Raw genomic sequence first — 23,417 nt, 5'->3', positions numbered from 1 at the left:
TGCGTCGTGCAGTCGGTGAATTTCGCTTGATTTTTAGTCTATGTTATTTTTTACTACAATTTCACAATAAAAATTTTACAGTGTGAATTTTACAAAATGACCAGTGAAAAAAGCCTGATGCGCCAATCCCATTTTCTGGGCACCAAGATCAGAAACTTACGGAAGCGCAATCACTTAACCATGGAAGATCTGTCTTCACGCTGTGTACGTGTGGATCCCGGTTCGGCACCCTCAGTGTCATACCTGTCGATGATTGAGCGGGGAAAACGGGTGCCCAGTGCGGCCATGCTGGAGGTGATTGCCAAGGTATTTGAAAAGTCACCGGACTGGTTTCTGGACGATGCGCCGGAAGAAGACGCCATTACCCCGGACAAGGGACGCCGGGGTGGGATCAGTGGCATGGCGCTGGAGCCGGGCTTTTTGTTTTCCAAGGATATTCTGCAAATTGCCATTCCCGAAATGCTGTCGCAAACCGGGATCAGTGGCCGCCAGTTTGCCCATTTGCTGATCCGCGCCCACCAGGAGCATCATCAGAATCATTTCCCCGACCTGGAACGCGCCGCAGAAGAAGTCGGTGAGAAGCGGCTGAATCTCAGTGGAGAGGATCTGACGGCTATCTGCAAACAGATGGGCATGAAAATTAGATTCTTTAAAGAGCCACCTCAGGATCAGGTTGACGATAACGGTGTGCCTACCCATCAGTTGGTGACCTCATTTTTCGAACCGCCCTCCACCATCTTTATCAACGAAGCACTGAAGAAAAACCCCGAGCGGCTGAAATACGATTTGGCAGTGCACATAGGCCACTGCGTGCTGCATAACAAAGACGGGCTGAAGAATGTGCTGGCGGTGGGACGTGGCATAGGCACAGGTGAGCAGGATACCGATATATCCTCCACCGTGAATGCCCAGGATATCCTGAGTGCCTGGCGCGACTTTGAATCCAGCTTTTTTGCCGGCGCCCTGCTTTGCCCCAAGGTGCCTTTCCGGCAGTTGTTGGAGCGGGGAGGCTATGAAATTGATACCCATAAAAAAATCGGCGTGTCGGCCTCTGTGGCAATGCGCCGTATGACTGTGGTATCACCCTACCCCCACTGGCATTACTTCGATGCCTACGCCCCGGGCAAACTCAAGGCGGTATACCGGGGTAACGGCATTCCCCTGCCCTGGGGCAATATGCGTCAGGTGCCGGATCCCTGCCAACACTGGGCGGTATTTCGCATGATAAGCGAGCCATCCGATGGCAGCTCGGCGCAAATCTCCATTCTGGATGTGGGTGGCAGCCCGCGTATTTACTGCTGTGAGTCCACCAAGGTGGTGGATTTGGCCGGGAATCACCATGTACTGTGCGCGGGCATCGATTTGAATCCCGCCATCGATGCCCAGGGAACCGACGCCTTAAGTCTCGCCGAGGCACTGAAGGACCACTGCGTGGCGTCTGGTGGTCAGGGGGAAATTCCCACTGCCATTAAACGCCAGCTGATGAGCATAGCCCGTATCCTTAACATCAATTGGGTGGAGCGTGGCATACACAAGGGTGCCAGGTTGATTTGCTCACGGGGAAATGTGTGCCCGCGCAAACCCAGCTGTTATGGGGGCTGCAAGGGATAAGCGTTTTAAGCAGGTCAGTGCCGGGCCTGCTTTGCCCGAAGCAATAATGAAGCAATAAAAAAGGCCGCCTCCCGGGAGATGTGGGAAGCGGCCTTGCCTTCAGGCAATAAGGTATCAATGACCTTAGAACTTCACCTCGGCACCCAGGTAACCGTAACGGCCCTGGCCGCCGCCATAGGCACTGTCATAGCTACCAGAGCCACCGATGACGAAGGGACCACGCTCATCGAACAGGTTGTTTACCCCACCGTACAGACGCAGCTCGGCGTTGCTGCCCAAATCAAATCCGTAGGATGCAGAGAAGTTATGGGTAGTGACCGATGGCAACTCATTGCCCCACAAAGGCTCAGGGTTGGCCACACAGGCTGCATCGGCAGCAGCGCAATTTTCGGCGTTCAGCTCGATGGCTTTTTCCCAGCTTTCATGGGTTGACTGACTGCGGCGAATATCACTCTTGTACTTCACGCTCCAGCGCAGACGCAGGTTGTCCAGACGCCAGGTGAGCGACGCCGAACCCTTGTCTTCGAAGATGCCGGAAGACAGCTGACCCAGGTAGGAGTTGGTGTACTGACCATCAGGACCTGTGGCTGTGATGGTGTAGTCAATCACATGGCTCCAGTCGAGCTTGAGCTTGAGATCGCCCCATGCATCCAGATCGTACTTGTAGTCGAGCGCCAGATCGTATCCGCTGGTGCGGGTCTCATCGGCGTTAATCACACGCTGCTGTACTTCGATGATTTGACCGTCTCCATCACGCTTGATGTCGTTACAGAAGGCGTTGTCATCACCATAAGGCAGCGAAGAGGCATAACAGAACTTGATGATGTCTTCGTTCTCGAGACTGGTCATGGCATCTTCAATCTTGATGTCATAGTAGTCCACGGCGACACGCAACCCTTCAATGAAGGAAGGCGCCAGAGACACACCCACGGTAAAGGTTTCGGCCGACTCCTCTTTGAGGTTCTCGTTACCTACGTTAGGTGAATAACCATTGTTATCGTCATTAAACACGCCATCGGCGGCGATGGTTGCAGCAATGCCCGGATCCTGGCGGCAATTGGCATGACCTTCACCGGTGGAAGTTGCCGTTACACCATCACACACATCGCTGAAGCTGTCGTAATCGCCCCGTGGTGGAGAGAGCAGCTCTGTGATGGTTGGTGCACGTTGGGCTGTAGCCCAGTTGGCACGAACCATATAACCTTCGGCAGGCTCGTAAACCAAACCGGCCTTATAGCTCTTGATAAGGTCAGTGGTAGACCAGCTGTAATCAGCCACACGCAGCGACAGATCCATGGACAGGCTCTTGGCGGCGGTGACATCCCGCAGCAGCGGCAGTGACGCCTCACCAAAGGCTTCGTACACACTGACATCGCCCTCAAAACTGGGCACATAGTTAAAGGTCACGCCACCGTTTGGCACATTGGTGTCAACGCTTTGGGTGTCGCGGCGATATTCAAAACCAAATGCCGAGGCAACAGGGCCAGCGGGCAAATCAAACAAATCGCCGGTGATATAACCCAGCACGTTGGTCATGGTGATATCAGTGGTGATAGTGGGGTTGGAGCGAATATAGTTGGCCGCGTCGACGCTGATAGCGCCTTCACCGAACAGGTTTACGGGCACACATCCATCGGCGCGGGCATCACTGTCGATACACTGAATAGTGCCATCGGCGAGTTTCTCAGCCTGCAGTGCATTACGCAGCTTCACCACATCAATTTCGTTCTGACGGTTTTGTTCCTGACGGAACTTGCCGTAGCCCACCGACAAATCCCATTCCCAGTTGTCCCACACAAAGCCTCTGAGGCCAGCCCAGCTGCGATAGGTGGTACGGGTGTTTTCGTTAACAATGGCACCCACTTCGGCAAAGTTTCTGTCCCAGGTGATGCCGCGAGAGCTGGCACCATCAAAAATTTCCTGGGGAACGAAGGGGTTGTTCTTCGGAATACGGCCCACGTACTCCTCAACAAATTCACCGGTCACAGGATCCCGCACCAGGGCGAATTCGTTTTCGTCTGAGCTTTCAGGTGACTTGTTGTTAACCGAGTGATTGCGGCTGTATTGCAACTGGAAATAGGCCTGGGTGCCCGAGTCAAAGTCATACTCAGTCTTCACGGCGGCAGCCACTGACTCATCGGGAACTTTCAACCAGTCAAACTGCTGGAAGTGGATACCGTATTTTTCTTCGTGCCAGTCGTTACGGAGGGTTTGGCCGTCATACCAAAAACCGGCATCTGGTCGGGTACTGCTGGCTTCGTTGAATACGCCACCGGGAATGGAGTCGTTCAGGTCGCGCCAGTCTGCCTGGGTGATATCACGCATACAATGGGCGTTGGTTCTCAGCGCCGTATCATAGGTTTCGGTGAGCATGGTGTTACACATGCGCTTGGTGTCGTACGACCAGGATTCCTGCTGTTGGGCTCTGTTCCTGTCCCAATAATCCAGGCCCCAGTCCTTATTGTAAGAGGCTGCCATAAACAGGTAGCCCTTGCCATCGGCATAGAGAGCACCGAAGTCACCATCTACACCCAACTCTTCGCCGCCGCTTTCGGTCTGGCCAGAGCGCACGTTGAAGGTAACACCTTGTTTGTCCTGCTCGGTGATGATGTTCACCACACCGGCAACCGCGTCTGAGCCGTAGGTGGCAGATGCACCACCGGTGATGATTTCCACCTTGTCCACAAAACTGGTGGGAATGGTCGAGAGGCTGACATAGTTACCTGAGTAACTGTTGGATACCACTCTGCGACCATCAATCAGGGTCAGGGTGCGGTTGGTGCCCAGATTTCGCAAATCAATGGTCGACAGACCGGTATTCTGGACGCTGGATTGCGAGTTGGTGTTGCTGGTGCCTTCGGCAACCTGTGGCAGTTCGTCCACCAAAATGGCAGACAGAGAACCTGTACCTGCATCATCAATTGCTTCACTGTCCAGTGTCGCCAGTGGGGTAGCCACCGAAAAACTGTCCCTTTTGATGCGTGAACCGGTTACGGAAATTTTTTCAATGGTTTGCTGCTCAGCTTCAGCGCTTTGCTGGGGCTGATTTCCCTTAACCTGGGAAACTTCAACTTCGTCGGCCGCCACTGCTGTCATGGACATACCGCCCAAAACCGCAGCCTGAATGGCCAATGTCAGAATGGTCTTTTTCATGCTTCTCACCCTTCCCTGCATTGTTGCAGTGTTTTGCTGGACTTTTAATTACGCGCACTGACTCTGGACAGTTGCCAAAGCCCCTCCCTTCCGCAATCTTTATTAACCTTGTTAACAAAGCGCTAACGGCAATTGAGGTTTTACGGTGCTGATGAAGTCCGGGCAATTCAACGGGTGTCGTTTCTATCCCCCTTTTATCTCTATTTAAAGTCTATTTATTTAATTTCAAATGGTTAGTAGAAAATCAAGCCACATCTTATGGGTGTTGATTGGGGAGATAGAGATTAAATAGAGGCGTGATTTTGATGGCTGGCTGTGAGACCCAACCAACAAAAAAGCCACCCAGGGTGGCCTTTTTCAGAAGCGTCGGCATTAACCCAAAGCGTAACGGGCAATGGTTTTTTGAATGCCGACCACGTCGGTGCCGCGCTTGAGTTCTTTTACCAATGGCTCGTGCTGGCCCGAGATCCACAGTTTCAATTCGGCATCCATATCGAAGGTACCTGCAGTTTCCACCTGAAAATGCACTATCGCCTTGTAGGGAATGGAGTGATAACTCACTTTCTTGCCAGTAACGCCTTGCTTATCAATTAATATCAATCGCTTGCTGGTAAAAACAAACAGGTCACGCACCATTTTATAGGCCAGTTGCAACTCTTCATTGTCGCCAAGGATAGGCGACAACTCAGCGGTGAGTTTGCCCAGGTCCACCTCACTGGCATTGCCCATCAGGGCATCCAAAAATCCCATCAATACCTTCTCCTGCTGTGTTACCGGTTTGTGGTCATGCAAGATTATCGCATTGGCCCATCGCCTGAAATACAAAGCGCCGAAAGAAAAAGGCAGAAAGAAACGCCTCGAAATAAAAACGGCGACCCAGGGTCGCCGTTTTTGATGGTACAAGGACTTAACCCACCACCAGCATTTCACACTTGTGGCAGTCAAACACCAACTTAAACTCCTTGCCACCCAGCTCCATCTGCAGGGGGTCTGCCTTAATGCCCGGCACTTCCTTGGGGCACATGTTGTAACTGTAGCGAATGCAGTGCTTGGTGATCATCAGCGGCGCATCTCCTTTAACCGGACGCACTTCATAGGCATCGCGGATGGAAACCACACCGTGGCGGGTGTAGAAGTCTTTGGCCTTCTGGTTGGCGACGTTACTGAGGTAGGTCATGCTGCGCTGGGGGTAACGCACGCTGTCATCACGCTCCCAGGGCGTGGGGCGCTGGTAGCCCTGGATACGGGCTTGACCAAGGGCCTCCACCGCTTCGCGGCGCAGATTATTAATGACAGACGCAGGCGCAAATACGGTAGCAGCATCACCCAGTTCAATCTCACCCAGGCAAAAATCAGTGTTTCCCAACTTACCCAGATTCTTTTTCAGCCCGTCACAGTTGCGCTCAATGTCTTTGGCCTGCTGCTTATCGAAGTCAGCGGTTACTGTCACTGAATGGCCATGATTGTCAAAGGCGGTCAATGCCAGCCCCTGCTCCCGCTCGGCCAGGGCAAAGTTAACCGTCACCAAACGCTCGGCCGACTCTTTGGCCAGCAGCATCTCAAATGCCTGATCGTGGTTACGGTAAAGGGTAACACCTACCCGCAGGTCTTCCGGCACCGTCTTGAGATAGAGCACATTGCCTTCGGCGCGGTTTACCCTGAATCCGGTCAGTTTGTCGTCTGACAAACGGGCCTTTTCATAGTTTTTGGCAAAAAAGCCCAGACCATCGCCGTTATTGAATTCGGCGGTGGAGTCTACCACTATGTGGTCTTTGGCGATTTTGCTGACCTTACCCACATCAATCCCGAGGTATTTTGGGGTACGGAAGTCGGCGATGCCCGGCTTGCGGTCATGCACAAAGTAATCTGTCTTGCCACGGTTAAAGCTCTTGTCCGGATCCGGCACAAAGCTGTAGCTGCAGCGGCCGTGGGAGGCACTCTCAAACTCGGGGCGACGGGCCATGATTTCATCGAGCTGCTGGCGATAGTGGGCTGTCACGTTTTTTACGTAACTCAAGTCCTTCAGACGCCCCTCAATCTTGAAAGAGCGAATACCGGCATCTATCAGGGCTTCGAGGTTTTCAGTCTGGTTGTTGTCTTTGAGCGACAGCATGTGCTCGTTGGTGGCAATCACTTCGCCCTTACGGGTACTGAGGTTCCCCGGCATACGGCACTGCTGCGAGCACTCACCCCGGTTGGCACTGCGGTTATCGGTATAGGCTTCACTGATATAACACTGGCCGCTGAACGCCACGCACAGGGCGCCATGGATAAAATACTCGAGCCGCATCTTGGTTTCAGCCGCCACGGCGCGAATTTGAGTCAAGCTCAGTTCACGGGCGAGCACTGCCTGAGAAAAACCGACGTGCTCCAAAAAGGCCACTTTTTCCGGTACCCGGTTATCCATTTGAGTACTGGCGTGCAGCGCTATCGGCGGCAGATCCAGCTCCAGCAGGCCAATGTCCTGTACGATAATGGCATCGGCACCGGCTTCGTAGACTTCCCAAATCAGCTTGCGGGCGTCTTCCAGCTCAGAGTCAAACAGAATGGTGTTTACGGTAACAAACACCTGAGCATGGTAGCGGTGGGCAAACTCACATAGACGGGCAATGTCGGCAATGCTGTTACCCGCGGTGTGGCGGGCGCCAAAGGCGGGGGCGCCTATGTAAACTGCATCGGCGCCATGACGAATGGCTTCGATTCCGTAATCGGCGTTTTTAGCGGGAGCCAACAACTCCAGCTTATTATCGGCAAGCTTAACCGGCTCAGGGGTTACCTGGGACTGGGGTTTGCCGGGAATAAAAATCTCAACGCCTTCTGTACTCATGAATCAAACTCGTCTGCTGGCCTGACTGAATGGCCCGGTAGAAAAATCGGACGCAGAGTATAGCAGAGCCAGTCTTTCAGGAAAGACTTATGCGCTGGCGTTTAAAAAATAATCAGCTTTCAATCTGGTTGGCAGCACCGTAAAACACCGCCAGCCATACGCTGGGGATGGTCGGGTCGGTCGCGTCTACTCTGTGACGCACATGGGCGGGAATATTCACATAATCACCGGGTGCCATGGCAAGACTGCGGCCATCCTCATAGGCCAGAACCGCACTGCCACTGAGCAGCACGACCCATTCATGCTCGTCCTGATCGTACCATTGGCCCGCTGCTGTGCTGTGCCCCAGTGACACTATGCGCTCGATGCGGCAATCAGGAGACCTCATCAGGGTTTCGAAGACTTCCTCACAGAGGTTTTCTGGAAGCTCGGTAAGAAGGTTCGCCATAATCAGCTTTTGCTCCGGCTTTGCTATAAATCGCGTTGCTATAAATCGCTTTGTGGGGCCTGTAATCCTCGGTCGCCAGAGAAAATCCCCCGCTGCAGTTTTCCCATTCGTTCAGGGATAGCCTACTTTTGCCCTCATCCTTCTGTAACGTTTGAGGAAATCTGTGGAATTGAATCTATCACGGGCACACTGGCTGCTCAATGTTGCGCCCCAAGTCCCCCGCTGTGACTGATAAATGGGTTACATCAGGGCCCAGAGCAGTCTGCTGCCATAAAAGAAAAGCGACCCAAATGGGTCGCTTTGTGCATGAATAAAAACGCCTTTTATCAGTCGCTGGACTTCTGAAACTCACCGTAGGCCCGATAGGGGATCTTGAAGAAGATGATGTAAAACACCGGCACAATCAGCAAGGTCAGCACTGTCGCCACACCAAGGCCGAACATCACTACCGCCGCCATGGACTCAAAGAAGGCATCGGTGATAAGGGGCAACATCCCCAGAATGGTGGTGACGGCCGCCATACATACGGGCCTGACACGACTAACGGTAGACTCAAACACCGCCTGGAACGGCTCCTTACCCTCATTGATTTCCAGATTGATTTGGTCGAGCAGCACTATACCGTTTTTAAGCAGCATCCCCGAGAGGCTGAGCATCCCCAGCAACGCCATAAAGCTGAAGGGTTTATCCAGTACCAATAATCCCAGGGTAATACCGATAATGGCCAGCGGGACACAGGCCCAGATCACCAGCGGCTTACGTACCGAGTTGAACAGGAATACCGTCACCAAAAACATAAACAGGAAGCCCATCGGCAAAATGGCAAACAGTGACTCCTGCGCATCCTGTGATGATTCAAATTCCCCGCCCCACACCAGTTCATACCCCGGCGGCATGCTGATGGCCTCCACCTGTGGCCGAACCTTGGCAAACAGCTCCGCAGGCAGCAGGTCATACTCAAAATCGGCATCGGCAAAAACGGTCAGGGTACGCTTGCGGTCCCGGCGCTGAATAATGGGATCCTCAAACTTCACTTCGAATCCATCCACTACCTGCTGCAGAGGCACCAGGGTATTCAGCACGGGGCTCCAGATGCGGATGCTTTCCATGGACTCGATATCGACCCGCTCATCATCCGGCAACCGGCCCACGATGGACAGCAGATTGGTACCCTCTCGGTATACCCCTATCTGCAACCCGGCAAAAGAAAACTTAAGCGCCTTGTCCACTTCACTCTTCACGATGCCCAAACGTCTGGCCTGGGTCTCGTTAAATCTGGGTGCTATGTATTTCACCCGCTCGCGCCAGTCATGGCGCACATTCACTGTGCCCGGTGTGGCCTCAAATACCGCCTGCACCTCAGCCCCCAGAGTTCTGAGCACATCGGGGTCAGGACCCGAAATCCGGGCCTCAATCTTGGCATCGGTCGAGGGGCCTACCTCCAGCCGTTTGAACTTGAGCTGGGTTTGCGGGAAGCCCGCCTCCATTTCGCGGCGGAACTGGGTCATCACCCCCTCGAGGGTCTCGAAGGCACTGGTGCGAATGGCGATTTGGCCGTAAGAGGCGTAATTCTTTTCGGGTGCGTAAGTCAGCATAAAGCGGGGGAAGCCCTTGCCAACTGTGGACGCCACAAACTCCACATCCGCCAGCTGCGCAGCCTTGTCTTCCATGGCAGTCACTATCCGCTGGGTTTCGCGGATATCAGTCCCTTCAGGCAGCCACACATCCACCAAAAATATGGGGGTGGTAGAAGGTGGGAAAAACGACTGCTTCACATAGCCAAACCCGGCCACAGACGCTACAAACGCCAGCACGACGGCGATTACGCTCACAAAGCGATAGCGCATGCACACATCCAGCGCGACTTTATAGAGTGTGAAAAAGGCGCCGCCGTAGGGATCTTTGGATTGCCCTTCAAGCTGCTCCTCCCCTTTCTCACCAAAAAACAGACTGGCAAAAAAAGGCGTGATGGTGATGGCGGTGATCCAGGAAAGGAACAGGGAGAACAGCAGCACCCAAAACAGCGAGCCGGCAAATTCTCCGGTGGAGTCCGGTGACAAACCAATGGGTGCGAAGGCAGTGATGGCAATCACTGTGGCCCCGAGCAGCGGCCACATGGTTTGCTTTACAATGGCATCGGACGCTTCCAGGGTGGTTTTTCCCTGCTGGCGACCAATCAAAATCCCTTCCACCACTACAATGGCATTGTCTACCAGCATCCCCAGCGCAATGATGAGCGCCCCCAGGGAAATACGCTGCAGTTCAATCTCGGCCTGCAGCATCAACACAAAGGTGCCCAAACAGGTTAAAAACAGGATAAGGCCTATCAGGATGCCGCTTTTCACGCCCATAAAGAACAGCAGCACGCCTATCACAATCACAACGGCAGCAATCAGGTTCCACACAAAGCTGCCGACGGAGTTGTCTACTTCCACCGGCTGGTTATACATGGTCTCAATTTTGATACCGGCAGGACGGGCTGAGTCGATTTGAGCCAACTTGTCATCAACGGCCTTACCTACGGCTACCACGTTGACGCCGGATGAAAATGAAATGCCCAGGTTAATGGCACGCTCACGGTTGTAACTGAGCACATTGGTGGGGATTTCCTGGTAACCGCGACGCACGGTGGCCACATCTTTCAGGTAGATAAGCTTATCGCCCTGGGTACCGGGGATGATGAGTTCCTGTAATTCCTCCACCGAACGGGAGCTTCCGCTGGTGCGAATTTTGAGGTTGTCACCGGCAACCTGAATATTACCCGCGTCCGACACCATATTTTGTGAGTTGAGCAAGTTGGCAATCAGATTGGGATCCAGGTTTGAACTGGCGGCCTTATTGACCGACATTTCTACAAAAATCTGTTCTTTTTGCTCACCGGCCAGGGACACCTTACCGACACCGGGCACCAGTTCCAGCTCACGCTTCACATAGTCCACATAGTCTTTGAGCTCGCGGTAGCTGAAGTCCTTACCTGTGATCATCAGCATGATGCCATACACATCGCCAAAGTCATCGTTCACCATGGGGTGCTGTGCACCTGGGGGTAAGCTCGCGGCCATATCATTGACCTTGCGTCTGAGCTCATCCCAGATTTGTGGCAGCTGATCCGGACCATAGGTGTTTTTCATGGTCACAGTGATTTGCGATAACCCGGCGGTGCTCAGCGACTTTATCTTGTCCACATAGGGCAATGCCTGAATCGCTTTCTCTACCGGATAGGTGACCTCTTCTTCCACCTCGGTGGATGTGGCTCCGGGGTAGAGGGTGATAACCACTGCGTCTTTAATCGTAAAAGGTGGGTCTTCCAGCTGGCCCAGTCCGAGAAAGGCAACACTGCCTCCCAGCAGAAGGATCAGGGTAAACATCCAGCTGATGACGGAGTTCTTGACGAAATAGCCTGCTACGCTCATTGTCTGTCCTTATCCCTGAATCAGTTCAACTTGTTGGCCATCCACCAGGCTTGATGCTCCCTGGGTTACCACCTGTTGTCCGTCGGCGAGCCCGTCAACCACTTCGATGCTCTGGCCTACAATTACCCCCAAACGCACAGGTTTGAATTTAACGCTGCCGCTGGCAGCGTCATAAAGCCACACCCCGGCATCCTGCAAGTCAATATCGCTGCCATCGCGCATTACCACGGCGCTGATTGGCAACAGGTACTCACGTCGGTAGGTATAGGTGGCCTTGCCTAAATCCACAGTAACCTTGGCGGGCATCCCCTCCAGCACCTTAACCCCATCGGGTAACTCAACAGCTATGGTGGCCACGTAGGTATGGGATTGGGGATCCTTTTCGGTGTTCACTTCCAGCAGATGTCCAACAAAGTTTTCGTCCGGGAAAGCCTCAAAGGACACATCAAAGCCCTGCTTTTGCCGACCTGATTCCGCCCTTCGAGACACGGCAATCAAGAGATCGGGCACCTGCACATCCACTTCGATACGCTCAGTTCTGTGGACGCTGAGCACCAGGGTGCCGGGCTGAACGTTTTCAAAGGATTTGAGAAACACATCGCCAATGACCCCATCGAAGGGAGCTTTGAGCTCGGTATATTCCAGCATCAGCTCCGCCTGACGGGCTTCGGCGCGGGCAACCAGATATTCGGCATTCATCTGATCGTATTCCGCCTGGGCCATGAGTTGCTGATCCACCAGGATTTTGGAGCGCTCTGCCTGCTTGCGGGTTACGTCAAGACGGGCGCGGCGATCATTCAGTGCAATCTGAAAGTCGTTTTTTTCAAGTACGGCGAGTATATCGCCGGCCTTGACCCTCTGCCCCTTGGTAACCGGAATCCGGGCAATACGCCCCTCGACCCGAAACGCCAACGTCGTCAGGTCCTGCGCGCGGGCCACGCCGCTGAACACCCGAGTCACCTGATTTTCGGTGCTGGGTATGGTGTAAACGGTCACCCTTGCAGGCTTATGCTCAATCTCCGGCGCCTGCCGACATCCGCCAAGCAGCACCAGTAACCCCAGCAGAGTCATCCCTATCGCTTCTTTCATGATCACAGTCCCCGCTCCTTCACCCAGCGCACCGCGCTCTGGCCATCCCTGAGTTCGTCGGCGCCTGCAACCACGACAAAGTCGCCATCATTCAACCCGGATACCAGAACACCGTCCTTCAACACCACTTCCGCCTTTTGCAGCCGCTGTGACTCCGGCAGCCAGCGGAATACCCAGGTTTTCTCGCCTTCCTGCACCACGGCACCGGCTGGAATACTGGGAGGGGGGATCAGGGCTTCGGTAGGCAGGGATACCCGTACAGTGGCCGACATCCCCGGCAAAATGTTGAGCTGCTCAGGCATAGGCAACGTCAGGATCACGGTATAACTGCCGGTACTGCTGTCGGCCACAGTGCTCATTTCTTTCAGGGTGGCGGCAAACCAGCTGTCCCGGCTGTCAAAACGAACTTCCGGCGTCAACAACTTACCGGTAGTGGCCTGATAACTTTGGATAGGGCCTATGTACTGCTCAGGCAATTGAAAACTCACATCAATCAGGTTTTCACTGCGCACCCCAAGTACAGGCTCCTGCGCCCTGACGAATTCGAACTGGCGTTTATCGCGTTTGGATATCACACCATCGTAAGGGGCCAGCAGGCGGGTATAGGCAAGTTCCACTTCGGCTTTGTCGAGCGCGGCCTTGGCGACATCATGATTACTCTTGGACTTGTCAAAATCGTTGCGCGACACCACACCCTGCTCTACCAGGCTGAGATTACGCTCATAGAGCACCTTGGCCAGCGCATACTGAGCTCGGGCGACTTCCAACTGCTGTTCGTAGAGTGCCGGGTCCAGCTTAGCCAACAGCTGCCCGGCTTTTACCTCTTCACCGGGACGCACCAGGATGTCCATGATTTCACCGCTGACGCGAAATGACAGCCCGGCACGTTCCGATGCCCTGACTTCGGCCGGCAACAATCTCTGGTTCATGCCTTCGGCCAACGTAATTTGACTGACCTTAACCGGTCGGGAGGCCTCGCCAGTCGTGGCTTGCGAGGCTGACGGGAGCCAAAGGGCTCCCAGCACTGCGGCAATACCTATCCCGGGAAACGGCCTGAGCTTGCTCATGGGAAACTCCTGTAAAGGTGCAACAGTATTAAGAAGAACTACCAAGTGGATAACAGTCTGACAACAAAACCAATATGTTTCCACATAAATGCAGGGGTTAATTGAAAATCGCTGTCAAAGATAAATCACAGATTTCAGACATAAAAAAACGGAGCACCAGGCTCCGTTTCTTCACTTCAGCGAGACTTACTTAACGAAGTCTACACCCAGTTGGATATCACCCTTGAGGGTATCCAGCATGGCATCGCGGGCGTTGGCTTCAAACGCGCTCACTTCGCCATAAGGCAGTACTTTTTCTACGCCGTTTTTACCCAGCAACACTGGCTGAGCAAAGAACACTGCGTGCTCGCTGCCGCCGTCAACATAGGCGCATTCAACCACATTGGCTTCGCCCTGCAGACCACGGATAAGAGACATACCGAAACGGAAAGCAGCCTGACCCATAGACAGGGTAGCGCTGCCGCCACCGGCCTTGGCTTCTACTACTTCGGTACCCGCGTTCTGGATACGCTTGGTCAGGGCAGCTACTTCTTCATCAGAGAAGCTTACGCCTTCGATTTGAGACAGCAGAGGCAGGATGGTCACGCCGCTGTGGCCGCCAATCACGTTTACTTTCACGCTGGCTACGTCAACGCCCTTGGCTTCGGCAACGAAGGTCTCGGCGCGGATAACGTCCAGAGTGGTAACACCGAACAGGCGGTTCTTGTCATAAACACCGGCTTTCTTCAGCACTTCGGCAGCGATGGCCACAGTGGTGTTTACTGGGTTGGTGATGATACCAACCAACGCTTTTGGACAGGTCACTGCCACTTTTTCAATCAGGTTACGGACGATACCTGCGTTGATGTTGAACAGATCAGAGCGATCCATACCTGGCTTACGGGCCACACCGGCAGAAATCAGTACCACATCGGCACCTTCCAGCGCAGGCGTTGGGTCTTCACCGGCAAAACCTTTCACCTCAACGGCAGTTGGGATGTGACTCAGATCCACAGCAACACCTGGTGTTACAGGGGCAATGTCATACAGAGACAGCTTGGAACCAGCAGGCAGTTGGGTTTTCAGGAGTAGGGCGAGGGCTTGGCCGATACCACCGGCGGCACCAAGAACAGCAACTTTCATAGGTATTCTCCGTTATATCTCGGAATTTGTGAGGTAGATCCTCAAATGATGGCGCCACATTAAAGCATCGTCACACAAATTTCAATTATCCCTTAGTCGCCTGTGGCCAAGGTTTAACGGCATTTTTCGGTGTGATTGTCAGCAATTTGAAACAGGTGTTTGACCAGCCGTCCGGATGGCCACCTTTATCTGCATTTTTATTCACAAAGAGCGGGGATTTGTTGACTTTTGGCTTTTAAATATGCAAAATACGCTGGATTTTTGAATAACAACAAAGCAGCCCACTATGCAAAAAAATCAGGATGACCTCGTCAAAACCTTCAAAGCGCTGTTAAAGGAAGAGCGCTTCGGTTCCCAGAGCGAGATAGTTAATGCGCTGCAGGCCGAAGGCTTCAGCAATATCAACCAATCCAAAGTCTCCCGCATGCTGAGCAAGTTCGGTGCCGTACGTACCCGAAACGCCAAGCAGGAGATGGTGTACTGCCTGCCGGCCGAACTTGGCGTGCCCACTGCCGGCAGCCCACTGAAGAATCTGGTGCTGGATGTGGATCACAACCAGGCCATGATAGTGGTGCGTACCAGCCCGGGGGCTGCCCAGCTAATAGCCCGTTTACTGGACTCCATCGGCAAACCCGAAGGTATCCTGGGTACCATCGCCGGTGACGATACCATTTTTATCTGCCCCTCCAGCATCAAGACCATCGAAGATACGCTGGAAACGGTTAAGTCCCTGTTTAATTACAGCGAGTAACCTAACACATATTGGGACAAGTCCATCATTCCCATTAAAAAGCGCCCCGCGGGGCGCTTTTTTCAATCCTGACCCTGGAGCAAATAATCCAGTGACGGCGCGAAAAACGACGAGCCAGTCAGCGCGCGGGTGAAATGCATCAGGTGATCGTGATTCCCTTCGCCATCGCCGTGCACCATCGAATGCAGCATCTTTTCGAAATGGGAGGGCGTGCGACAAACAGAGATAAACATTAACCCCTGCTCTTTCACCGAGCCATAGGGCATGCTCTGACGCAGGATCTCCATCGAGTTGCCCTGCTCATCTTTCAGATTCACTCTTTTTATGTGGCTGGTCAGCGGCTTATCGGCAGACTCATACTCGATATTATCCACCTTGGTTCGGCCGATGATGTCTTCCTGCTTTTTCACCGGCAAGCGGTGCCACTTTGAAAGGTTATGGGCAAACTTCTGTACGTGCACATAAGCCCCGCCCCGGAATGCCGGATCTTCATCCCCCACCAGGGCCACATCCTGACGGTGGCGACCGCGGGGATTTTCAGTACCGTCCACAAACCCGGTCAGATCCCGGTTATCCATAAAACGGAAACCGCGCTCTTCGTCCACCAGCTCCACCAGCTCATCGAGCATCTGATTCACCTCATTGGCCACCAGATGCAGTATGTCCAGACGATCACAACGCAGATGTACAAATAAATCGTACTCCAGCGCCGGTGCCTCCCGGTTGCCTTCGTGCATGGCCGGGAAGGGCTTGAGTCGAGATGGGCGCTCCTGACCAAAGAGACTGTCCCAATAGTTAGCCCCCACAGCCACGAACCCATTAAAGGCACTGTCGGCATATTGGTCTGTGAGGTCGTAAAGGTATTGGGCAACACTGGCAAGGCTCGCACGCAGCGACTGCTCAACCCCTTCGTTGGCGTTGAACATCAGATAGACTGCGTGAAGATTGCCTTCGGCGCACACGCCCAACTGTTCACGTGGCATAACCTGATTATCCATATTATTAAGGCCTTACTGAGTATGTCTTTGTCGGTCACATTATCCCGTACTTTAGGAAAAAATATCACCGACCGACGCACATTACACGAGATTGGTTGTTATTCACCCTAAAAGCCTGCGGCCTGACCATCTTTACGGCTCTCGGAAGCACCGCGATAGACACCGGTTTCCACATTGATACCGATAGCCTGATAGCCGCCAAATTCCCCCAGGGCATCCCGGATCACATGGCCTTTTTTCACCAGTTCCCGGCGGGTCTCCATGGAAAAACCCGACTCCAGGCTCACATAACCGCCATCGCTCATCACCTCGCCGGTGGGCTCGCTGGAGCCCGAATGCAGAATACGTGGCGCATCGCCCGCTTCCTGTAAATTCATGTCGAAGTCGATGAGATTAATGATAATTTGCGCGTGCATCTGCGGCTGGGTGGCACCGCCCATCACCCCAAAACTGAGCCAGGGTTTACCCTCTTTGGTTACAAACGCCGGAATGATGGTGTGGAAGGGCCGCTTGCCGGGGGCGTAAGAATTGGGACGCCCCGGGGTTAAATCAAACAGCTGCCCCCTGTCCTGCAGCACAAAGCCGAGATCCGGGGGGGTCATGCCAGAGCCCATACCGCGGAAATTACTTTGAATGAGGGATACCATGTTGCCTTCGCTGTCCGCGGTGGTGAGATACACGGTATCACCCTGTTGCAGATTGGGGTTACCCGGCTCCACCGACTTGGCGGCCCTGGGACCTATCTGCTTGGCACGCTCCTGGTTGTAGCGCTCTGAAATAAGCTCACTCACGGGCACATCGGCAAAGGCCATATCGGCGTAAAAACGGGCCCTGTCAGCAAAGGCGAGCTTTTTGGCCTCCACAAAATGGTGCACGTATTCAACGCTGTCATGCCCCATGGCTCTTAAATCAAACGGCTCCAGGGTTTTTAAAATTTGCAGCGCGGCTATGCCCTGACCGTTTGGTGGCAGTTCCCACACATCAAAGCCACGGTAATTTACCGAGACGGGTTCTATCCACTCGCTGGTGTGCGAGGCCAGATCCTCGTAGCCGAGGTAGCCGCCATTGGCTTTCATGTATTTGTCTATGCTGCGGGCAATGTCGCCCTTATAGAAGGCATCCCGGCCACCCTTGGCTATTTTCTCGTAAGTATTGGCGAGGGCGGGATTTTTCATGATGTCGCCCCTGGCCGGCATTTTGCCATTGGGCATATAGGTTTCACTGAACCCCGGATATTTGGCGAGGCGTCGGGCACTGCCTTCCAGGTAAAAAGCGATAAGTTCAGAAACCGGGAAACCCTTTCGCGCGTAGTCGATGGATGGCGACAAAATTTGCGACATTGGCAATTTGCCAAAGCGTTCATGCAGCTCAAACCAGCCATCCACGGCACCGGGTACAGAAACAGGCAATGGGCCAAAGGGCGGTAAAAATTCAAGCCCCTGTGCCTTAAGCATATCCAGCGTGAGCGATTTTGGACTGCGGCCCGAGGCGTTCAAGCCGTATAGGCGTTTGTCTCTGGCGCTCCAGACAATGGCAAAGAGGTCACCACCCACGCCCGAGCCTGTGGGTTCAACCAGCCCCAGCATGGCATTGGCTGCAATAGCGGCATCCACCGCACTGCCACCGGCTTTCAATATATCCAGCGCAACTTGGGTGGCCAAAGGCTGGCTTGTCGCCGCCATTCCCTGGGAGGCATACACCTCCGAACGACTGGCAAACGCCTTACCTGTGATCCTGTCCATGGCCAACACTCCTTCGCTGCTGCCCAGTCCGATAACGGCCAGGGCTAAAATAGTGATTGTAAACCTGTTCATGCTGAGTCCTCCCAGAACACAAACTACACAGGTTTACCTCAATAATCACCTGTTTAAGCAAAGATTACCGGTGTATCCGCCGCCGCAGACAAACTGACACGGCTGCCACAGGCGAGATGGCCAAGGTGGCTGTGGATATCCAGCACCTGCTCGCCAAGACGCACCAGATAATGGCAACCGTTTCCGAGAAAGCGACGCTCAAGTATCTCCCCTGCCCCATCGGCTCTGGCTTCAATCAACAACTGCTCAGGACGCAGTAGCCAGCGACCGGTTTCAGATGCCGCCTTAAAGTCTTGCGGTAATGGGTAAGCTCCCAGAGTGCTGATGAGTTGCCCGGCTTCGAGCTTCACATCCAGATAATTGCTGGCACCGAGGAAGTCGGCCACATAGGGAGTATTGGGGCTTTGATACAAGGTTTCCGGAATGCCGTGCTGCACTATCCGGCCCGCTTCAAACAGTGCCAGAGTATCGGCAAAGGCAAAGGCCTCATCCTTACTGTGGGTCACAAACACCGCCGACACGTTACGCGCCTTCAAAATGGCGCGGATTTCCAACATCAGCGCCCGGCGTACCTGGGCATCGATATTGGAAAAAGGCTCATCCAGCAACAGCAGGTCCGGCTCGTAGGCCAGGGCTCTTGCAATGGACACCCGTTGCTGCTGCCCACCCGATAACTCATGCGGGTAACGTCTTCCAAGCCCTTCCAGTTTGACCAGACTCAGCATTTCCTCGAGCCTGATGCTGCGGCTTTGTTTATCCAACTGACGGACACCGAAGAGGATATTGTCGGCGACCGTGAGATGAGGAAAGAGCGCATAGTCCTGAAAAATCATCCCTATGCTGCGCTTTTCCGGTGCGACGAAGCAGCCATTTGCACTGACAGTGTTGCCATTGATGACAATGCTGCCGGCCGAGATATCCTGAAGCCCGGCTATGGTCCTGAGCAAGGTGGTTTTACCACAGCCACTGGGGCCAAGCAGCGCGGTGATTTCGCCCTGTGTCAGGGTGAGGTCGAGTCCGCGCAACACCTGCTCGCCGCGATAATCACTGTGAAGTCCCTGAATGCTCAGAGTCGACATATCAGCTCTCCTTCTCGATGGAACGGTTTAAAAACACCAAAGGAATCAGTCCCACCAATACAATCACAATGGCGCCCAGAGCCCCCTGCTCCAGCCGCTCATCCGACACATACTCAAACACCTTGGTCGCAAGGTTTTCAAATCCAATGGGCCTTAACAGCAGCGCTGCCGGTAGCTCTTTCATGGCTTCAATGAACACCAGCAGCAACGAAGCTAAAATGCCGGTACGAAGCAGCGGTAAATGCACCTTGAAGAACAGGGCAATCGGCCCCCGGCCCATGGAGAGTGCCGCCATATCGAGCGACGGCGACAGCCTGCGCCAGCTGTTTTCAATGCCACCGATGGCAATAGCAATAAAACGCACACAAAAGGCAAATATCAGGGCGATGGAGCTGCCGGTAAACAGCAGCCCGGGGCCATCAATACCCAGCCAGGCACAAAAATCGTTAAGGCCGAAATCGAGCCAGGTCAGGGGGCCAAGCACGCCGATGGCAAGCACTGTCCCCGGCAAGGCATAACCGGTTGAAGCAAGCCTTGCGGGCATGGCGTCCTGCGCTCTTGGGCTTATTCGGGCAATAAACAGCAGCGCCAGCGCAAACACAACACAAAGCACGGCTGCGATGGCCGACAGTGAAAAGCTGTTCCAACTGTAACGCCAGAAATCGCCCTGCCAGCTCAGGTCAAAGTAGCGCACCGCATAACCCAGCAGGATGCCGAGGGGCAACAGGAAAGAGAGAAACAGCAACAAACTGCAATAGCCCAAGCCCAGCCAACGCCAGCGGCCCAGATGCAGGCGGGGGATTTGTCCGGTAAGCGCCTGACGTTGAAACAGCTGCTGTCGGCGCCGGGCAAATCGCTCCAGCCAGATAAGTAAAAACACCGCCACCAGAATAATCATCGACAGTTTGGAAGCCGAGGCCAGACTGCCATAGCCAAGCCAGGTGTCGTACACCGCAGTGGTCAGGGTGGGCACGGCAAAATAACTCACGGTGGCGAAGTCGGCGGCGGTTTCCATGGCAACCAGCGCCACGCCGGCGGCGATGGCGGGCCTTGCCATGGGCAGCGCCAAACGCCAGAAACTTTCACGTTCGCCGGCGCCCATCAAACGGGATGCCTGCAGTAAACTCAGAGACTGCTCCATAAAGGCGGTGCGGGCCAGCAAAAAGATGTACGGAAATAGCACCAAGGCCAGGATAAGCGTGGCACCGCCGAGGCTGCGAATATCGGGAAACCAATAGTCGGCGCCGCTATCAATCCCAAGCAGCGCCCGCAAGGTCCGCTGAATCGGCCCCGGATAATCAAGCAGGTCGGTGTATACGTAGGCCACCACATAGGCTGGCATCGCCAGTGGCAGCAGCAAAGCCCATTGAAAGAAGCGTCTGCCCGGCACTTCGCAGCGGGCCACCAACCAGGCTGCAGGAATCGCCAGCAGTGCCGACAGCAAGCCAACCCCCAACATCAGCAGCAGGGTATTGAGGATATAAGTGGGCAGCACAGTATCGGCCAGGTGCGCAAACACCTCGCCATCGGGAAAGGCGGCGGTAGCCAACAGCGCCAGCAGCGGTGTTAAAAACAGAAATGCAATAAAAAAACCCAAAAACGACCAGCGCTTGGGTAATCCAACTACCATAGTGTATTCCAGAGGCGGCGCCCTCCGTTGGCGCCGCACGAATTAGGCGAATGCTATCGTCAGAGGTCGAATTTCACTTCATCGAGCAATTTCACGGCAGCACCGTGATATTCGGCAAGCTTTTCAATGGCCAGTGTGTCGGCCTTGAACTCGCCCCAGGAGGCCACCATCTCTGAGGGTTTCACATCAACTTTCACCGGGTATTCCATGTTGACTTCGGCATAGGCATGTTGCGCTTTGTCAGATGCCAAAAACTCCATCAGCTTAACGGCCTGCTCCTTGTTGGGAGCATATTTTGGCATGGCCATGCCGGACACATTGATGTGGGTGCCACGGTTAGCCTGGTTGGGGAAGTTGATGTATACGGCTTCAGCCCAGCTCTTTTGCTCAGGGTCCTGCATCATGGCACCGAAGTAATAGCTGTTGCCGATGGCGATATCACACAGGCCTTCCTTTACGGCCTTGACCTGTGCCCTGTCGTTCCCCTGAGGTTTGCGTGCCAGATTGGCTTTCAGGCCTTCGAGCCACACTTTGGTTTCGGCTTCGCCCTTGTTGGCAATCATGGATGCCACCAGCGAAATATTGTAAGGATGCTTACCGCTGCGGGTGCAGATTTTACCTTTGTATTTGGGATCAGCCAGATCTTCATAGTCGATATCCAACTTACCCAGCCTATCTTTTGAAGAGTACAGGCTCCGGGTGCGCACCGTCAGGGCATACCAATCACCATCGGCGGAGCGCAACTGCGCTGGAATGTTGCTCTCGAGAACCGGACTTTGCACCTTGTCCACCAGATCTTTATCAACCAGCTCCATCAGCTTTGAGAACTCGGAGGTCAATACCAAATCCGCCGGAGACAGGCGGCCTTCACGCTGCAGACGTTCTGCTATGCCATCTTTGGCAAATACCAGCTGGGTTTGAATGCCGGTTTCTTTCGTGAATTCTGCCAGTATGGGCTCGATCAAAAATGCCTGACGATAGGAATAGACAGTCAACGTATCAGCCGCCATGGCAGAGCCGGTCAAGCAGGCCAGGCCTGCGAACAATACCCCTTTGGACAATTTCATCTCGAACTCCCAGAACTTGGTTAAGTCAAAACAACTAATGATAATTATTATCACTACAGACAGGGTAATCCAAGGGGTCTTAACTGACAACTTAAACTCGCCAAATTGTTAGCTGAGTCAATGAAATTTATCGATATTACTCAATACGTTACGCGATTACACCGAAAGCGAACCGCGAATTATCTCAAACTAAACTAAACTGAAACTTAATTGTTAACCGGCAGGGGCTAGCACAATGGACTTGTTTTTGCTGTTGCTGGCTCTGGCTGTGTCAGTAGGCTGGTTCGTTTACAGTAAGTATCAATCGGACCACTGGCATCAACGTCACAGGGAGTGCAGACACAAAAAGCACGCTGTAGTGCCCCATGAGCTGGAGATTCCTAAAGATCAGAGTGTGTACGAGTCCCTGGAAGACGTAGAGCACCAGGCCAGGATCAATGGGGCAAAGCCACAGGGCCTACATCCATTTCACTGCGTCACAGTGGTTGCCGGTTTAAATGACTGCAGTGCCAGACAGGCAATGGATGGGCAACGATTTCTCTCCGGTGATGCCCCCGCCATTCCACTGAAAGGCTGTGATGCCGAAACCTGCCATTGCCATTACCAGCACTTTGAAGACCGCCGGATCCCCCACTCAGACAGACGGGCGAGGTATGGGCTAACAGAAGAATTGTATGGGCATTTCGGTGAAAAAAATAAGCGCCAACTACCCAAGGGCAGGCGCATTACAGATGTTTAGCAGGCAATATCCGGGCGCGTTTCACGGAATATTGGCAACTCACGCACTTCGTCAAACCACAGTGTCAGCGCCGGTGCAAGATTACGCCACTCCAGTGCCGGATGTCGGTAGTCCATATAATCCAATAAGCACACCAAGGCCATACTGTGGGCGTTAATGCGGTCAGACGAACCGGCCCCCTGACGCTCAAGCTCACGAATTCCCCTCAAGAGCGCCTGTTCAAAACGCGAGGTCCAAAACGCTGAACGCACGCCCTCTTCTTCACGCATCTGTTCCTGCCGCAGTTTTACTGCACTGTCGATAAGCCCTTTCAGCAGTGAAAACTGACACTGGACATGCCAATCCAAACCCGGCTCTCCAAACAACTGACTCTTGGCATAGGTTGCATCAAGGTAGCGGCAGATCACTTCACTGTCGTAGAGGGCAGCCCCATCGTTCAAAAACAAGCAGGGAATTTGCCCGAGAGGATTGGCACTCAGCAAGGTATCACCATTTTCCAATGGATTGGTGTTCAGCTCTTCGACATCCAATTCCAGGTAGCGCACCACGATTCGGACCATACGGGAATAAGGCGAAGGTGCAGAGCATAAGAGCTTCATGGGAGTTCCT

At 53.8% G+C, this 23,417-nt stretch carries 17 protein-coding genes; 3 read left to right on the top strand and 14 right to left on the bottom strand.

Annotated elements, in window-relative coordinates:
• Positions 1–96: 96 nt before the first annotated feature.
• Positions 97–1,611 (top strand): DUF3612 domain-containing protein, encoded by a 1,515-nt coding sequence (locus K0H79_RS03435; protein ID WP_220077319.1) that lies wholly within the window; start codon positions 97–99, stop codon positions 1,609–1,611.
• A 123-nt stretch (positions 1,612–1,734) separates the two neighbouring features.
• Here the strand turns inward: K0H79_RS03435 and K0H79_RS03430 are convergent, their stop codons facing one another.
• The 8 genes from K0H79_RS03430 to mdh all read right to left on the bottom strand — a co-directional run bounded on the left by K0H79_RS03430 (position 1,735) and on the right by mdh (position 14,730).
• Complete coding sequence (locus K0H79_RS03430) at positions 1,735–4,764, bottom strand: TonB-dependent siderophore receptor (protein ID WP_220077318.1); 3,030 nt, start codon at positions 4,762–4,764, stop codon at positions 1,735–1,737.
• A gap of 372 nt (positions 4,765–5,136) precedes the next feature.
• A complete protein-coding gene (locus K0H79_RS03425) occupies positions 5,137–5,514 on the bottom strand; it encodes a PH domain-containing protein (RefSeq protein ID WP_203326048.1) in 378 nt (125 codons plus the stop codon).
• 157 nt (positions 5,515–5,671) lie between these two features.
• Entirely contained in the window at positions 5,672–7,591 is a 1,920-nt protein-coding gene (locus tag K0H79_RS03420; protein ID WP_258405467.1) for a U32 family peptidase, read from the bottom strand.
• Positions 7,592–7,703: 112 nt separating this feature from the next.
• The gene (locus K0H79_RS03415; protein ID WP_220077317.1) at positions 7,704–8,039 is read right to left on the bottom strand and encodes a cupin domain-containing protein; all 336 of its coding nucleotides are present in this window, start codon (positions 8,037–8,039) and stop codon (positions 7,704–7,706) included.
• Between the two features lie 326 nt (positions 8,040–8,365).
• The gene (locus K0H79_RS03410; RefSeq protein ID WP_220077316.1) at positions 8,366–11,452 is read right to left on the bottom strand and encodes an efflux RND transporter permease subunit; all 3,087 of its coding nucleotides are present in this window, start codon (positions 11,450–11,452) and stop codon (positions 8,366–8,368) included.
• Between the two features lie 9 nt (positions 11,453–11,461).
• Complete coding sequence (locus tag K0H79_RS03405; RefSeq protein WP_258405466.1) at positions 11,462–12,541, bottom strand: efflux RND transporter periplasmic adaptor subunit; 1,080 nt, start codon at positions 12,539–12,541, stop codon at positions 11,462–11,464.
• A 2-nt stretch (positions 12,542–12,543) separates the two neighbouring features.
• The gene (locus K0H79_RS03400; protein ID WP_220077315.1) at positions 12,544–13,608 is read right to left on the bottom strand and encodes an efflux RND transporter periplasmic adaptor subunit; all 1,065 of its coding nucleotides are present in this window, start codon (positions 13,606–13,608) and stop codon (positions 12,544–12,546) included.
• 186 nt (positions 13,609–13,794) lie between these two features.
• Positions 13,795–14,730, bottom strand: a complete 936-nt coding sequence (gene mdh, locus K0H79_RS03395) for a malate dehydrogenase (RefSeq protein WP_220077314.1) — start codon at positions 14,728–14,730, stop codon at positions 13,795–13,797.
• A 286-nt stretch (positions 14,731–15,016) separates the two neighbouring features.
• On the opposite strand from mdh, the gene argR reads away from it, so the two are divergent.
• The gene (gene argR, locus K0H79_RS03390; RefSeq protein WP_011758789.1) at positions 15,017–15,481 is read left to right on the top strand and encodes a transcriptional regulator ArgR; all 465 of its coding nucleotides are present in this window, start codon (positions 15,017–15,019) and stop codon (positions 15,479–15,481) included.
• A 62-nt stretch (positions 15,482–15,543) separates the two neighbouring features.
• On the opposite strand, the gene K0H79_RS03385 is transcribed toward argR, so the two are convergent.
• From K0H79_RS03385 to K0H79_RS03365, 5 genes are all read right to left on the bottom strand, one after another.
• Entirely contained in the window at positions 15,544–16,479 is a 936-nt protein-coding gene (locus K0H79_RS03385; RefSeq protein ID WP_220066785.1) for a Dyp-type peroxidase, read from the bottom strand.
• 107 nt (positions 16,480–16,586) lie between these two features.
• A complete protein-coding gene (gene ggt, locus K0H79_RS03380; RefSeq protein ID WP_220077313.1) occupies positions 16,587–18,293 on the bottom strand; it encodes a gamma-glutamyltransferase in 1,707 nt (568 codons plus the stop codon).
• 53 nt (positions 18,294–18,346) lie between these two features.
• Positions 18,347–19,372, bottom strand: coding sequence for an ABC transporter ATP-binding protein (locus K0H79_RS03375; RefSeq protein WP_220077312.1), 1,026 nt, complete (start codon positions 19,370–19,372; stop codon positions 18,347–18,349).
• A gap of 1 nt (position 19,373) precedes the next feature.
• Positions 19,374–21,002, bottom strand: a complete 1,629-nt coding sequence (locus K0H79_RS03370; protein WP_220077311.1) for an iron ABC transporter permease — start codon at positions 21,000–21,002, stop codon at positions 19,374–19,376.
• A gap of 59 nt (positions 21,003–21,061) precedes the next feature.
• A complete protein-coding gene (locus tag K0H79_RS03365; RefSeq protein WP_220077310.1) occupies positions 21,062–22,069 on the bottom strand; it encodes a Fe(3+) ABC transporter substrate-binding protein in 1,008 nt (335 codons plus the stop codon).
• Between the two features lie 235 nt (positions 22,070–22,304).
• Between K0H79_RS03365 and K0H79_RS03360 the strand changes: the two genes are divergently transcribed.
• Positions 22,305–22,808, top strand: coding sequence for a hypothetical protein (locus tag K0H79_RS03360; RefSeq protein WP_220077309.1), 504 nt, complete (start codon positions 22,305–22,307; stop codon positions 22,806–22,808).
• On the opposite strand, the gene K0H79_RS03355 is transcribed toward K0H79_RS03360, so the two are convergent.
• Positions 22,805–23,407, bottom strand: coding sequence for a glutathione S-transferase (locus K0H79_RS03355; protein ID WP_220077308.1), 603 nt, complete (start codon positions 23,405–23,407; stop codon positions 22,805–22,807). The two genes, K0H79_RS03360 and K0H79_RS03355, sit on opposite strands and share 4 nt — an antisense overlap.
• Positions 23,408–23,417 lie beyond the last annotated feature (10 nt).

Origin of the sequence: Shewanella sp. FJAT-52076 (assembly GCF_019457455.1) — a bacterium.
GTDB lineage: Bacteria > Pseudomonadota > Gammaproteobacteria > Enterobacterales > Shewanellaceae > Shewanella > Shewanella zhangzhouensis.
The sequence above is the reverse complement of the archived record's forward strand: the minus strand, read 5'-3'. Positions and strand labels throughout refer to the sequence as shown.